13 protein-coding genes are annotated in these 13,453 nt (G+C 59.3%); 2 read left to right on the plus strand and 11 right to left on the minus strand.

The genetic code is table 11. The features are described from left to right. Positions 1 to 27 precede the first annotated feature (27 nt). The 4 genes from QDT79_RS09225 to xseB form a co-directional block, all read right to left on the minus strand. Positions 28 to 1,002: an aldo/keto reductase gene (locus QDT79_RS09225; protein ID WP_107227181.1), complete on the minus strand. Its 975-nt coding sequence runs from the start codon at positions 1,000 to 1,002 to the stop codon at positions 28 to 30. A gap of 107 nt (positions 1,003 to 1,109) precedes the next feature. Beyond that, positions 1,110 to 2,975, minus strand: a complete 1,866-nt coding sequence (gene dxs / locus QDT79_RS09230; protein ID WP_308316424.1) for a 1-deoxy-D-xylulose-5-phosphate synthase — start codon at positions 2,973 to 2,975, stop codon at positions 1,110 to 1,112. Positions 2,976 to 3,009: 34 nt separating this feature from the next. Next, a complete protein-coding gene (gene ispA / locus QDT79_RS09235; protein ID WP_130018530.1) occupies positions 3,010 to 3,930 on the minus strand; it encodes a (2E,6E)-farnesyl diphosphate synthase in 921 nt (306 codons plus the stop codon). A gap of 5 nt (positions 3,931 to 3,935) precedes the next feature. Continuing rightward, positions 3,936 to 4,199: an exodeoxyribonuclease VII small subunit gene (gene xseB, locus QDT79_RS09240; protein WP_033642062.1), complete on the minus strand. Its 264-nt coding sequence runs from the start codon at positions 4,197 to 4,199 to the stop codon at positions 3,936 to 3,938. 160 nt (positions 4,200 to 4,359) lie between these two features. Between xseB and thiI the strand changes: the two genes are divergently transcribed. Then, positions 4,360 to 5,808, plus strand: coding sequence for a tRNA uracil 4-sulfurtransferase ThiI (gene thiI, locus QDT79_RS09245; protein ID WP_063990969.1), 1,449 nt, complete (start codon positions 4,360 to 4,362; stop codon positions 5,806 to 5,808). A 66-nt stretch (positions 5,809 to 5,874) separates the two neighbouring features. Here thiI and yajL read toward each other — a convergent pair whose 3' ends face one another. After that, on the minus strand, positions 5,875 to 6,465 hold the full coding sequence (gene yajL, locus QDT79_RS09250) for a protein deglycase YajL (RefSeq protein WP_063990970.1): 591 nt from the start codon (positions 6,463 to 6,465) through the stop codon (positions 5,875 to 5,877). Then, a complete protein-coding gene (gene panE, locus QDT79_RS09255) occupies positions 6,428 to 7,339 on the minus strand; it encodes a 2-dehydropantoate 2-reductase (RefSeq protein WP_033647309.1) in 912 nt (303 codons plus the stop codon). The genes yajL and panE overlap by 38 nt, the downstream gene beginning before the upstream one ends. Positions 7,340 to 7,521: 182 nt before the next feature. Between panE and QDT79_RS09260 the strand changes: the two genes are divergently transcribed. After that, positions 7,522 to 8,013 (plus strand): YajQ family cyclic di-GMP-binding protein, encoded by a 492-nt coding sequence (locus QDT79_RS09260; RefSeq protein WP_033637310.1) that lies wholly within the window; start codon positions 7,522 to 7,524, stop codon positions 8,011 to 8,013. 34 nt (positions 8,014 to 8,047) lie between these two features. Here QDT79_RS09260 and QDT79_RS09265 read toward each other — a convergent pair whose 3' ends face one another. The 5 genes from QDT79_RS09265 to cyoB form a co-directional block, all read right to left on the minus strand. After that, a complete protein-coding gene (locus QDT79_RS09265; protein WP_308316425.1) occupies positions 8,048 to 9,412 on the minus strand; it encodes an MFS transporter in 1,365 nt (454 codons plus the stop codon). Between the two features lie 198 nt (positions 9,413 to 9,610). Continuing rightward, entirely contained in the window at positions 9,611 to 10,501 is an 891-nt protein-coding gene (gene cyoE / locus QDT79_RS09270; RefSeq protein ID WP_025301761.1) for a heme o synthase, read from the minus strand. Between the two features lie 17 nt (positions 10,502 to 10,518). Beyond that, positions 10,519 to 10,857 carry a cytochrome o ubiquinol oxidase subunit IV gene (locus QDT79_RS09275; protein ID WP_063990971.1) on the minus strand — a complete coding sequence of 113 codons (339 nt, stop codon included), beginning with the start codon at positions 10,855 to 10,857 and terminating at the stop codon, positions 10,519 to 10,521. Beyond that, on the minus strand, positions 10,857 to 11,471 hold the full coding sequence (locus QDT79_RS09280) for a cytochrome o ubiquinol oxidase subunit III (protein WP_004940367.1): 615 nt from the start codon (positions 11,469 to 11,471) through the stop codon (positions 10,857 to 10,859). The genes QDT79_RS09275 and QDT79_RS09280 overlap by 1 nt, the downstream gene beginning before the upstream one ends. Next, on the minus strand, positions 11,461 to 13,452 hold the full coding sequence (gene cyoB / locus QDT79_RS09285) for a cytochrome o ubiquinol oxidase subunit I (protein WP_063990972.1): 1,992 nt from the start codon (positions 13,450 to 13,452) through the stop codon (positions 11,461 to 11,463). Before cyoB ends, QDT79_RS09280 begins: the two co-directional genes overlap by 11 nt. Position 13,453 lies beyond the last annotated feature (1 nt).

Here is a 13,453-nt window from a genome sequence, read left to right on the forward strand (position 1 = left end):
GGCGCGCTGTTTCGCGCCCGCTTCTCTTTATTCAAACCCCGTCACCCGGTGCGGCACGTAAGCCGTCTCCAGCTCCGCCACCTCTTGCGGCGATAAACTCAAATCGACCGCGGCAATGGCGTCATCCAGCTGTTCGCTGCGCGAAGCGCCGACGATCGGCGCGCTGACCGCCGGTTTGTTCAGCAACCAGGCCAGCGCGATCTGCGCGCGTGAAACGCCGCGTTCCTCGGCGAGGCTGGCGACGCGTTCGGCGATAATGGCGTCGATGCCTTCAGTTTCCTCGTACAGGCTCTTGCCGAACTGGTCGGAAACCAACCGCGCCGTGGTTTCGCCCCACGGGCGGGTCAGGCGGCCGCGCGCCAGCGGGCTCCACGGTAGCACGGCGATGCCTTCGGCGGCGCACAGCGGATGCATTTCGCGCTCTTCTTCGCGCTGAATCAGGTTGTATTGATCCTGCATGCTGACGAAGCGCGTCCAGCCGTGCAGATCGGCGGTATACAGCGCCTTGGCGAACTGCCAGGCGTACATCGAAGAGGCGCCGATGTAACGCGCCTTGCCGGCTTTCACCACGTCGTGCAGCGCTTCCAGCGTCTCTTCCAGCGGCGTTTCGTAATCCCAGCGGTGGATTTGCAGCAAATCGACGTAGTCGGTACCCAGGCGCCGCAGGCTGTCGTCGATGGACTGCATGATGTTGGCGCGCGACAAACCGCGCTTCAGGTTACTCAGCGGGAAATACACCTTGGTGGCGACCACCACGTCTTCGCGGCGCGCATAGTCGCGCAGCGCCCGGCCGAGGATTTCCTCACTGCTGCCGTCGGAATAGCTGTTAGCGGTGTCGTAAAAGTTGATGCCGGCTTCCAGCGCCTGTTTCAGCAGCGGGCGGCTGCTCTCTTCCGGCAGCGTCCAGGCGTGATTGCCGCGGTTCGGTTCGCCGTAGGTCATGCAACCCAGGCAGATGCGCGAAACGTTCAGATCGGTGTTGCCCAGTTTCAGGTACTTCATGCTTGCCTCCCATTCACAGCTCAGACAGTAACTGTAGCGCGGATCCCGGAGGGCGGAAATGAAAACGCCCCCGAAGGCGGAGGCGTTTTGTCAGGCGCGAGTGGCGATTACTGCGCCAGCCAGGTTTCGATTTGGCGCTGAATGCCGGCGGCGTCCAGCCCCAGATCGGCGCGCAGCTCTTCCTGGCTGCCCTGCGAGACGAAGCTGTCCGGCAGGCCGAGGTTCAGCACCGGCACCGAACGGCGTTTGGCCATCAGCAGTTCGTTGACGCCGCTGCCGGCGCCGCCCATGATGGCGTTCTCTTCCAGCGTGACCAGCGTTTCATGGCTGGCGGCCAATTCGAGCACCAGTTGCTCGTCCAGCGGTTTGACGAAGCGCATGTCGACCAGCGTGGCGTTGAGCGCCTCCGCCGCTTGCGCGGCCTCCGGCAGCAGGGTGCCGAAGTTGAGAATGGCGATCTTTTCTCCCTGGCGGCGCACCACGCCTTTGCCGATCGGCAGCTGGTTGAGCGGCTCCAGCGTCGCGCCGGTGCCGGTGCCGCGCGGATAGCGCACCGCGCTCGGGCCGGCATTGTAGTGATAGCCGGTGTACAGCATCTGACGGCATTCGTTCTCGTCGCTTGGCGTCATGATCACCATGGTCGGGATGCAGCGCATGAACGACAGATCGAACGCCCCCTGGTGAGTCTGGCCGTCGGCGCCGACGATGCCGCCGCGATCGATGGCGAACATCACCGGCAGGTTCTGGATCGCCACATCGTGGATCAGCTGGTCGTAGGCGCGTTGCAAGAAGGTGGAATAGATTGCCACCACCGGCTTGTAGCCACCGATCGCCAGCCCGGCGGCGAAGGTGACCGCGTGCTGCTCGGCGATCGCCACGTCGAAATATTGCTGCGGGTAGTCACGAGAGAACTGCACCATGCCGGAACCTTCGCGCATCGCCGGCGTGATCGCCATCAGCGAGCTGTCTTTGGCGGCGGTTTCACACAGCCAGTCGCCGAAGATTTTCGAATAGGTCGGCAGACCGCCGGCGCTTTTCGGCAGCGTGCCGCTGGCAGGATCAAACTTCGGCACCGCGTGGAAGCTGATCGGATCTTTCTCCGCCGGCGCGTAACCGCGGCCTTTCTTGGTCATGATGTGCAACAGCTGCGGGCCTTTCAGATCGCGCATGTTTTTCAACGTGGCAACCAGCCCCTGCACGTCGTGCCCGTCTACCGGACCGATGTAGTTAAAGCCCAGCTCTTCGAACAGCGTGCCCGGCACCACCATGCCTTTCAGGTGCTCTTCGGTGCGTTTCACCAGCTCCTTGATCGGCGGCACGCCGGCCAGCACTTTCTTGCCGCCTTCGCGCAGGGTGGAGTAAAGCTTACCGGACAGCAGCTGCGCCAGATGGTTGTTCAGCGCGCCGACGTTTTCCGAGATCGACATCTCATTGTCGTTCAGCACCACCAGCATGTCCGGATTGATGTCGCCGGCGTGGTTCATCGCTTCGAACGCCATGCCGGCGGTGATGGCGCCGTCGCCGATCACGCACACCGTGCGGCGGCCTTTGCCTTCACGCTCCGCCGCCACCGCCATGCCGAGACCAGCGCTGATTGAGGTCGACGAGTGGCCGACCGACAGCACGTCGTATTCGCTTTCGGCGCGCCATGGGAAGGGATGCAGGCCGTTTTTTTGCCGAATGGTGGCGATGCGGTCGCGGCGGCCGGTCAGAATTTTGTGCGGGTAGGCCTGGTGGCCGACGTCCCACACCAGGTGATCGAACGGCGTGTTGTAGACGAAATGCAACGCCACCGTCAGTTCGACGGTACCCAGCCCGGAGGCAAAGTGGCCGCTGGAGCGACTGACGCTGTTCAGCAGGTATTGCCGCAGCTCATCGCACAGCTTCGGCAAGCTCTCTTTGGGCAGTGAGCGGAGTTCCTCGGGGTTTTCCGCTAGCGCCAGGGTTGGGTATTTGGCTATATCAAGACTCATTCGATACTCATATCAGAGGAGTTAACGTCACACGTTAATTGTCGCGTTCAATAATGAAGCTGGCTAACGCTCGCAATGGCGCTGTGTTATAAGATTGCGCTGCCAAAGTGTCTAATGCAGCTAAGGCTTCCTGATAGAGATCCCACGCTTTTGCTTTCGCGCTGTCAAGCCCGAGCAACGCCGGGTAGGTACTCTTTCCGTGTTGTTGGTCCGCGCCCTGGCGCTTGCCGATTTTTTCAGTCTCGCCGACAACGTCCAAAATGTCATCCTGCACTTGGAACGCCAGACCAACCGCGGCGGCGTAACGATCCAGCTGCGGCAGCGCCGCTCGCCCGGCTTCGCCGGCGCTCAGCGCGCCCAGGCGCACCGCCGCGCGGATCAGTGCGCCGGTTTTGTGGCGGTGGATCTGCTCCAGCGCCTGCAGATTGATGTGCTTGCCCTCAGCCTCCAGATCCAGCGATTGACCGCCGCACATGCCGGCTACGCCGCTGGCGCTCGCCAGTTCGGAGACCATCGCCAGCCGATCGCGCAACGCTACGTCAGGCATTTCGGCATCGGCCAGGATCGAAAACGCCAGCGTTTGCAGCGCATCGCCGGCCAGGATCGCGTTGGCTTCGCCGAATTTAATGTGGCAGGTCGGCTGGCCGCGGCGCAGATCGTCGTCGTCCATCGCCGGCAGATCGTCGTGGATCAGCGAGTAGGCATGAATGCATTCTACCGCCGCCGCCGGCGCGTCCAGGTTGCTCAGCGACACGCCGAACATCTGGCCGGTGGTGTAGACCAGGAACGGGCGCAGGCGCTTGCCGCCCAGCAAGGCGCCATGACGCATCGCCGCCACCATGTTGCCGTCGTTGAACGGCAGCGGGGCGATGAAGTCCAGCAGCGCGCGATCGGCGCGCTGGCGGAAAATCTGCATTTGATCGGCAAAAGCGGCCGATGGGGCGATCTCAGACATGTCGGTTACTCGGTATCCGGTGTGAAAGGCGCCAGCGCGGCATCGTCGGCGCTGTCGTTAAGGAGTATCTGCACACGCTGTTCCGCCTGTTGCAGTTTCTGCTGGCCCTGACGCGCCAGCTGCACGCCGCGTTCGAATTCGTTCAGCGCGTCTTCCAGCGGCAGTTCGCCTGATTCCAGACGCGTCACGATGCTTTCCAGCTCGCCGAGGGCGCTTTCAAAGCTGGCTGTTTGCTCTGTACTGGCTGATTGTGCTGGTTTTTTCGGCATAATTTTCTTTTTACGTCATCATGTGAACCGTGGCGCCAGAGCCTATCCTAGCGGATCTTGATTAGCAAATCATGGCGCTCATGTGTGGTTTTGTGCGCAGAGCACGGCGATATGGTGATATACTCCGCGCCGTAATTCTTATCTGACAACAAAGACCGCCATGAAGTTTATCATTAAATTGTTCCCGGAAATCACCATCAAGAGCCAATCTGTGCGCTTGCGCTTTATCAAGATTCTCTCGACCAATATTCGCAACGTCCTGAAGCAGTATGATGAAACGCTGGCGGTCGTCCGTCACTGGGATCATATCGAAGTTCGCGCCAAAGATGAAAACCAGCGGCCGGTCATCGCCGACGCCCTGACGCGCATTCCCGGCATCCACCATATTCTGGAAGTGGAAGACCGCGCTTATACCGACATCCATCACATCTTCGAGCAGACGCTGGAAGCCTACCGCGCCCAGCTGGAAGGCAAAACCTTCTGCGTGCGCGTCAAGCGCCGCGGCAAGCAGGCGTTCAACTCGCAGGACGTGGAGCGCTACGTCGGCGGCGGCCTGAACCAGCATATCGAGAGCGCGCGCGTTAACCTGACCCGCCCGCAGGTCACGGTAAACCTGGAGATTGAAGACGACAAGCTGATGCTGGTCAAACGCCGCCTCGAAGGCATCGGCGGTTATCCGGTCGGCACTCAGGAAGACGTGCTGTCGCTGATTTCCGGCGGTTTCGACTCGGGCGTGTCCAGCTACATGCTGATGCGCCGCGGCTGCCGCGTGCATTTCTGCTTCTTCAACCTGGGCGGCGCTGCGCACGAGATTGGCGTGAAGCAGGTGGCGCACTACCTGTGGAACCGTTTTGCCAGCTCGCACAAGGTGCGCTTCGTCGCTATCGACTTCGAACCGGTGGTGGGCGAGATCCTGGAGAAGGTCGACGACGGCCAGATGGGCGTGGTGCTCAAGCGCATGATGGTGCGCGCCGCTTCGCAAGTGGCCGAACGCTATGGCGTTCAAGCGCTGGTGACCGGCGAGGCGCTGGGGCAGGTCTCCAGCCAGACGCTGACCAACCTGCGTTTGATCGACAATGCGTCCGATACCCTGATCCTGCGTCCGCTGATCTCGCACGATAAAGAGCATATCATCAAACTGGCGCGCGAAATCGGCACCGAAGACTTCGCCAAAACCATGCCGGAATACTGCGGCGTGATTTCGAAGAGCCCAACGGTGAAAGCGATCAAGGCCAAGATTGAAGAGGAAGAGAGCCACTTCGATTTCAGCATTCTCGACCGGGTGGTGAGCGAAGCGAAGAACGTCGATATCCGCTCTATCGCCGAGCAGGCACAGGAGCAGGTGACCGAGGTGGAAACCGTCGCGGCCTTCGGCGCCGACGAGGTGATCCTGGATATCCGCTCCAACGACGAGCAGGAAGAAAAACCGCTGCAGTTGGAACAGGTTGAAGTGAAAGCGCTGCCGTTCTACAAGCTGAGCACCCAGTTTGGCGATCTGGATCAGAGCAAAACCTACCTGCTGTACTGCGAGCGCGGCGTGATGAGCCGCCTGCAGGCGCTGTACCTGCTGGAGCAGGGCTTCAACAACGTGAAGGTTTATCGCCCGTAACGCACGGAGCGGCATAAACGTGAAGGGCTGAACCGATGTTCAGCCCTTTTTTTATCGGTAAGCCGCTCAGTCGCGGAAGTCGTACATCCCCGGGATCAGCACCAGCTGCGCGGCGATCTCCGCCGCCTTGGCCTTACCAAGCAGCAGGTCTATCAGCTTCAGCGCGAACTCCATCGCGGTGCCCGGCCCCTGGCTGGTGAGCAGGTTGACGCGTGCGTCGTACACCACGCGGCGCTCCATCCATTTATCCGCTGGTATCTGGTCTTTCAGGCCCGGGAAGCCGGTCATGTTGCCGATCGGGAACAGATCGTGGTGCTGCAGCACCAGTGCCGGCGCCGCGCAGATGGCGGCGACGATGTTGCCCTGCAGATGCATCTGCCGCACCTTTTCCACCAGCAGCGGGCTGTCGCGGAAGCATTCCGCGCCTTTCAGGCCGCCAGGCAGCACGATGGCGTCGAACGGCTCATCGACGATCGCCACCAGCGGCGCGTCGGCCAGCAGTTTGACGCCGCGCGAACAGACGATAGTCAGCTCGCCGTCGCCGGCAACGCTGGCGGTAGTGACTTTTACGCCTGCCCTCACCAGCAGATCGATGGCAGTGACGGCTTCGGTTTCTTCGCTACCAGGTGCCAGGCAGACCAGCGCCGATACGCTCATATTCATTTTCCTTTCGTTTAATCAGTTCAAACAGCCGCGCATTCTCCGGCAGCGTGAGGCCGTGGCTGCGCGCGCGGCGCAGCAGATAGCCGGTGATGTAGTCGATCTCGGTGTGCCGCTGGCTGCGGATGTCCTGCAGCATCGACGAAACGTTGTCGGCGGTGCTGTGGATCACGTCCATCACGTATTGCATCAGGCCTTCACAGGAGGTGTGGTAGCCCTCCATCGCCATCACGCTGGCGACCTCACGACACAGCGTTTCGATCTGTTCCGGGTAGCGCTGCAGATCGCCATTGCGGCAGCCGTACAGCGCCGTCAGCGGGTTGATCACGCAGTTGACCGCCAGCTTGCGCCAGTTGGCCGAGGCGATGTTGTTGTGCCAGGCAACGTCGGGCAGCGCCTGATGCAGCACTTCCGCCAGGTGGCTGAGGTGCTGGGCGGCCGGCGAGGTCGGGCCGATGTGGGTGATGCCGGTGGCGACGTGGATAATGGTGCTGCCTTCGTGGCGCGCGGCGTGGGTGGTGGTGCCCTGCAGGATCGGCTGGCCGTTCGGCGGCAGCTCCTCCTGGGTGCCCATGCCGTTGTGCAGCAGCAAAATGGCGCACTGGGGGTTCAGCTTCGGCAGCAGCGCGCTGACCGCACTGGACACCTGCCAGGCTTTCAGCGTCACCAGCAGCAGCTCGCTTTGCGCAAGGTGCTCCGGATCGTTGGTGGGCAAGTTGCGATTGAACGAGACGCCTTCCGGCTCTATCACGTTCACCGCGCAAAAAGGCTGCGGCACTCTTAGCCATCCCTGTACATCGTGGCCCTGCTGATACAGCCGGGAGAGCCACAGTTGTCCGAGCGCGCCGCAACCAAGAATGGTTATTTTCATTCAGTCTCCTTGGAAACACGGGAATACCGCTCAATTACCGTGAATTAACTATAGGCTGTATGGCAGCCCGAAGCGCTATCCCTGCGTGCGTTCAGCAGATTTTGTCTGAGGCGGCAAAGCGGTTATCATGCTCGGCATCAAAATCGCCTAAGCTATTAGGCACTCATTCAGGAGGAAGAAGTATGCCATCTTTCGACATCGTTTCCGAAATTGATATGCAGGAAGTGCGTAACGCCGTTGAGAACGCCACCCGCGATCTCGGCACCCGCTGGGACTTTCGCAACGTGCCGGCCAGCTTTGAGCTAAACGAGAAAGACCAAAGCATCAAGGTTGCCAGCGAGTCTGATTTCCAGGTACAGCAGTTGCTCGACATTCTGCGCGAAAAGCTGAGCAAGCGCAGTATCGACGGCGCTGCGCTGGAGATCCCGGAAGAGTTTACCCACAGCGGTAAAACCTACAGCGTGGAAGCCAAGCTGAAGCAGGGGATTGAAACCTCTGTAGCGAAGAAAATTGTCAAGCTGATCAAAGACAGCAAGCTGAAGGTGCAGGCGCAGATCCAGGGCGAAGAAGTGCGGGTGACCGGCAAGTCACGCGACGATTTGCAGAGCGTGATGGCGCTGGTACGCGGCGGCGATCTGGGGCAGCCGTTCCAGTTCAAGAACTTCCGCGATTAATCTCTACGGGGCCGGCATTGCCGGCCCCGTTTCTTTACAGCGAATTGACCAGCGCTTCCAACTGACCGCGATTGGTCTGTTTGGTATCCACCTTGACGTAGGCGCTGCGCTCTTCCGGCACCACGATCGCCTCGGCCACGCCGGGCTGCGCCTTCAGGCGGCTTTCCAGCGCCGAATCCTTCACCGCCAGTTCCGACAGCGTAATGCGCAGGCTGCTGACATACGGCGGCTCTTTCATGGTGCTGCTGACCAGGAACCAGAGCGCGGCCAACACGGCGCCGGCGATAAACACCAAGCCCGCCCCCTGCAAACCGTACAGCCAGCCGCCGAGGCTGCCGCCGATCGCCACGCCGATAAACTGGCTGGTGGAGTAGACCCCCATTGCGGTGCCCTTATAGCCGGCCGGCGATTCTTTGCTGATCAGAGAAGGCAGAATGGCTTCCATCACGTTGAAGGCCATGAAGAACAGCTGCACGCCGGCGATGATGCCCCACAGGTGCGCGCCGGAGAGCCACAGTAGCACTTCGGCGCAAAACAGCACCGCCACGCAGCCCATAAAGACCTGCTTCATGCGGCGATATTTTTCGGCATAGATGATGAAAGGCACCACGGCGGCGAATGACACCAGCATGGTGACCAAGTAAACGATCCAGTGCTCGCTGGCTGCCAGTCCGGCTTTTTCCATCGCTAGCGGCAGCGCCACGAAGCTCGACATCAGCAGGATATGCAGGCACATGATGCCGAAGTTGAGCTTCAGCAGGCGCGAGTTGCTCAGCACCTTGCGGAAGCTGCCGCGCACGATGCTGGACTCGCGGTTCAGCAGGTGAGTGTCGGCGGAAGGCACTACTGCCAGGGTGATGACAATGCCGGCCAGCGCCAGTACGGCGATCATCCAGAACAGCGCATGCAGGCCGAAGGCGTGGGTGATGATAGGGCCCAATACCATGGCGATGGCAAAGGTGATGCCGAAGCTGACGCCGATAAACGCCATCGCCTTGGTGCGGTTCTGCTCGCGGGTCAGATCTGAGAGCAGCGCCATGACCGCGGCGGCGATCGCGCCGGAGCCTTGCAGCGCGCGGCCGAGGATCACGCCCCAGATTGAGTCGGTAGCGGCGGCGATCACGCTGCCGAGGGCAAAGATCAGCAGGCCGCCGACGATCAGCGGCTTGCGGCCGATGCGGTCGGACACCAGGCCGAACGGGATTTGAAGCACCGCCTGCGCCAGGCCGTAGATGCCGATGGCGATGCCGATCAGCGCTTCGCTGGCGCCGTTGAGCGCCATGCCGTAGGTGGTCAGCACCGGCAGTACCATAAACATGCCGAGCATGCGCAAGGAGAATACGGTGCCCAATCCCCAGGTGGCGCGGCGCTCCTGCGGGGTCATTGAATTATCGTTCACATCAAACCTCGGTAAAAACCATGCCATCAGACGTTGCGACAGCGCCTGATGGCATGATTTCTGTAAAGCTGCGTCATTTTAGTGTGCAGGGCAGGGGGGGTAAATCGAATGTTGTTTAACAGATATTACAGTTCGGCCGCTTTTCAGCGTGACAAATAAAATGGGCCGCAAAAGCGGCCCATTCACAGATGATTTGGCTTACCAAACGTAGGTCACCAGCGCTTCAGGCGCCGCCGTGGCGCTGAAGTCGATCGACATCATCACGCTCAGCGAGGTGATGGCGACGATCGAGAACACGAACAGTTTACGCGCCCAGACGCTGTCGTTTTCGGTCTTGTAACCGCGCAGCGCCATGCCGAGCCACCATACGCTCACCGCCGCAGCGACGATCAGGTATTTGTAGCCGGCGTAACCCACCAAGGTCAGCATCAGCGTGGCGATCATAAATGCCAGGATGTAGACCGTGATGTGGTTCTTGGCGACGGAAATGCCTTTCACCACCGGCAGGACCGGAATGTTGGCCGCCTGGTAATCTTTAAAGCGGAAGATAGCGATCGCATAAGAATGCGGCATCTGCCACAGGCTAAAGATAGCCAGCAGGATCAACGCGCCGGCGTCGAACTCGTTGGTCACCGCGCAGTAGCCGATAACCGGCGGCGCGGCTCCCGACAGGCTGCCGATCAGCGTGCCGTAGACCGAGTGGCGTTTCATGTACAGGCTGTAAACGCCGACATAAACCACGAAGCCCATCACCGCCAGCCACATGGCCAGCGGGTTGGCTGCGATATACAGCAACGCAAAGCCCACAATACCCAAAGCGGTCGCATAAACCAGGGTGACACTCGGCGCGATCAGGCCTTTTACCAGCACCCGATTCTTCGTTCTCTCCATTTTCTTGTCGATGTCGCGGTCGATGTAGTTGTTAAACACACAGCCCGACGCGACCACCAACGAGACACCCACCAGGGTGGCGAGAAACAGGGGATAGTCGATGCTCCCTTTGGAAGCGAGCAGGAATCCCCCAACGACAGAAATTAAATTGCCGAAAATAATTCCTGGTTTAGTGACTTGCAGGTATTGCTTAATCATCACGTGCAGCTCAGCTCTTAATCGACCATCATATTGATGTTGAGGTTGTACATAATCCAGAGTGAACCTACAACAACGATACCGATGATCATAGCGGTGAACAGCAATGCCACCAGGTTCCAGCGCTCTTCCGATGAGGTGTTCATGTGCAGGAAGTAAACCAGGTGAACAATCACCTGGATAACCGCCATACCGACAACAACCGCCAGGATGGTGGAATGAGAGGCGGAGCCGTTCATTACCATCGCAAATGGAATTACCGTCAGGATGATCGACAGGATAAAGCCGACCAGGTATGACTTCACGCTGCCGTGGCTTGCGCCGCCGTGAGAGGTTTCATGGGATGAATGGCTCATTACATAACCCCCAGCAGGTAGACAACGGTAAATACGCAGATCCAGACCACGTCCAGGAAGTGCCAGAACAGGCTCAGGCACATCAGGCGGGTTTTGTTGGTCGCGGTCAGGCCGAACTTGCTCACCTGAATCATCAGCACGATGATCCAAATCAGGCCGGAAGTCACGTGCAGACCGTGGGTGCCGACCAGCGCGAAGAAGCTGGACAGGAACGCGCTGCGATCTGGACCGAAGCCTTCGGCGATCAGGTGATGGAATTCATAGATTTCCATCGCCACGAAGCCCAGACCAAACAGGAAGGTCAGGAACAGCCAGGTGTTTACACCGCCAACTTTACCCTTGTTCATGGCGATCATCGCCATGCCGTAGGTGATGGAGCTGAACAACAGCAGGAAAGTTTCGACCAGGACAAACTTCAGGTCGAAGATGTCTTTGCCTGAGGGACCGCCAGCGGTCCCGTTCACCAGGACTGCATAAGTCGCGAACAAGCTCGCAAACAAAATACAGTCGCTCATCAGGTAGATCCAGAATCCGAAGACTTTGGTCTCTCCCGCGTCGTGGTGCCCATGCTCTGCATGGGCTGCGTTATGATTGGTCAGAGTTTCAGTTGACATGGTTCACGCCTGCTTTACGGATTTGTTCGTAGTGTTGGTTCTCAATGCGCTCGATTTCATCAACCTGCACATAGTAGTCAACATCGTGATCGAAGCTCTTGCCGATCCAGACAACGATCATACCGATGAAGCCGGCCAGAGCCATCCACCAGATTTCCCAAATCATTGCGAAACCGAAGACCAGGCTGAAGAAGGCGATGATAACGCCGGCGCCGGTGTTCTTAGGCATATGAATCGGTTCGTATTTAGCCGGTTTCTTATACGCTTCGCCTTTTTCTTTCATGTCCCAGAATTCATCACGGTCATGAATCTGCGGCACTACGGCAAAGTTATAGAACGGCGGTGGAGAAGACGTTGACCACTCCAGAGTACGAGCACCCCATGGGTCACCGGTCAGATCGCGGTTCTGTTCGCGGTCACGGATACTGACGAAGATCTGAATCAGCTGGCACAGGATGCCGCAGGCGATCAGCGCCGCACCGCCGGCTGCAACCAGCAGCAGAGGGTGGAACTCAGGGTTGATGTTCTGGCTGATACGACGGGTCATGCCCATAAAGCCCAATGCGTACAGCGGCATGAAGGCGGTGAAGAAGCCGATGATCCAGAACCAGAACGCGCGGATGCCCCATTTTTCGTTCAGCGTGAAGCCGAAGGATTTCGGGAACCAGTAGGTCAGGCCCGCGAAGCAACCGAACACCACGCCGCCGATGATGACGTTGTGGAAGTGAGCGATCAGGAACAGGCTGTTGTGCAGCACGAAGTTCGCGCCCGGCACCGCCAGCAGAACGCCGGTCATACCACCCACGGAGAAGGTGATGATGAAGCCAACGGTCCACAGCATCGCGGAGTTGAGCTTGATACGGCCCTGATACATGGTGAACAGCCAGTTGAAGATTTTCACCCCGGTCGGGATGGAAATGATCATGGTGGCGATACCGAAGAAGGCGTTAACGTTCGCGCCGGACCCCATGGTGAAGAAGTGGTGCAGCCAGACGATGAACGACAGAACGGTGATCGCGATGGTTGCCCATACCAGTGAGGTATAGCCGAACAGGCGTTTTCTGGAGAAGGTTGCGGTGACTTCGGAGAACACGCCGAACACCGGCAGAACCAGAATATACACCTCTGGGTGACCCCAGGCCCAAATCAGGTTGATGTACATCATCATGTTGCCGCCCATATCATTGGTGAAGAAATGGGTGCCCAGATAGCGATCCAGGGTCAGCAGCGCGATGGTGACGGTCAGAATTGGGAAAGAAACGATGATCAGGACGTTGGTACACAGTGCCGCCCAGGTGAACACCGGCATCTTCATCAGAGGCATGCCAGGGGCACGCATCTTCAGAATGGTGGCGAAGAAGTTCACGCCGGTCAGCAGGGTACCCAGACCGGAAATCTGCAGGCTCCAGATCCAGTAATCGACCCCGACGCCAGGACTGTACTCTTTACCCGACAGCGGCGGATACGCCAGCCAACCGGTCTGAGCGAACTCACCGACCCCCAGGGAGATGTTGATCAGCACAACGCCCACCACGAAGAACCAGAAGCTCAGGGAGTTCAGGAACGGGAAGGCGACGTCGCGCGCACCGATTTGCAGCGGCACCACGACGTTCATCAGGCCGACCACGAAAGGCATCGCCATGAAGAAGATCATGATAACGCCGTGCGCGGTGAAGATCTGGTCGTAGTGGTGCGGCGGCAGGAACCCGGCTTCGCCGGCGGACGCCAACGCCTGCTGGCTACGCATCATGATGGCGTCGGCGAAGCCGCGCAGCAGCATGACCATCGCCACGATGATGTACATGATACCAATTTTTTTATGGTCGACCGAAGTCAGCCATTCGCTCCACAGCCACTTCCATTTGCCGAAATATGTCAGCAGCGCCAGCACTGCCAGGCCCCCGACAATAATTGCGGCTACGGTGACCATGATGATCGGTTCGTGGTACGGAACCGCATCAAGTGTTAATTTTCCCAACATC

The organism is Serratia marcescens (assembly GCF_029846115.1).
Taxonomy (GTDB): Bacteria; Pseudomonadota; Gammaproteobacteria; order Enterobacterales; family Enterobacteriaceae; genus Serratia; species Serratia marcescens_L.

What these genes read in the sequence shown, in the direction of transcription:
- QDT79_RS09225 (WP_107227181.1), bottom strand. Translation starts at nt 1,002, where the DNA reads ATGAAGTACCTGAAACTGGGCAACACCGATCTGAACGTTTCGCGCATC.
- dxs (WP_308316424.1), bottom strand. Translation starts at nt 2,975, where the DNA reads ATGAGTCTTGATATAGCCAAATACCCAACCCTGGCGCTAGCGGAAAAC.
- ispA (WP_130018530.1), bottom strand. Translation starts at nt 3,930, where the DNA reads ATGTCTGAGATCGCCCCATCGGCCGCTTTTGCCGATCAAATGCAGATT.
- xseB (WP_033642062.1), bottom strand. Translation starts at nt 4,199, where the DNA reads ATGCCGAAAAAACCAGCACAATCAGCCAGTACAGAGCAAACAGCCAGC.
- thiI (WP_063990969.1), top strand. Translation starts at nt 4,360, where the DNA reads ATGAAGTTTATCATTAAATTGTTCCCGGAAATCACCATCAAGAGCCAA.
- yajL (WP_063990970.1), bottom strand. Translation starts at nt 6,465, where the DNA reads ATGAGCGTATCGGCGCTGGTCTGCCTGGCACCTGGTAGCGAAGAAACC.
- panE (WP_033647309.1), bottom strand. Translation starts at nt 7,339, where the DNA reads ATGAAAATAACCATTCTTGGTTGCGGCGCGCTCGGACAACTGTGGCTC.
- QDT79_RS09260 (WP_033637310.1), top strand. Translation starts at nt 7,522, where the DNA reads ATGCCATCTTTCGACATCGTTTCCGAAATTGATATGCAGGAAGTGCGT.
- cyoE (WP_025301761.1), bottom strand. Translation starts at nt 10,501, where the DNA reads ATGATTAAGCAATACCTGCAAGTCACTAAACCAGGAATTATTTTCGGC.
- QDT79_RS09275 (WP_063990971.1), bottom strand. Translation starts at nt 10,857, where the DNA reads ATGAGCCATTCATCCCATGAAACCTCTCACGGCGGCGCAAGCCACGGC.
- QDT79_RS09280 (WP_004940367.1), bottom strand. Translation starts at nt 11,471, where the DNA reads ATGTCAACTGAAACTCTGACCAATCATAACGCAGCCCATGCAGAGCAT.
- cyoB (WP_063990972.1), bottom strand. Translation starts at nt 13,452, where the DNA reads ATGTTGGGAAAATTAACACTTGATGCGGTTCCGTACCACGAACCGATC.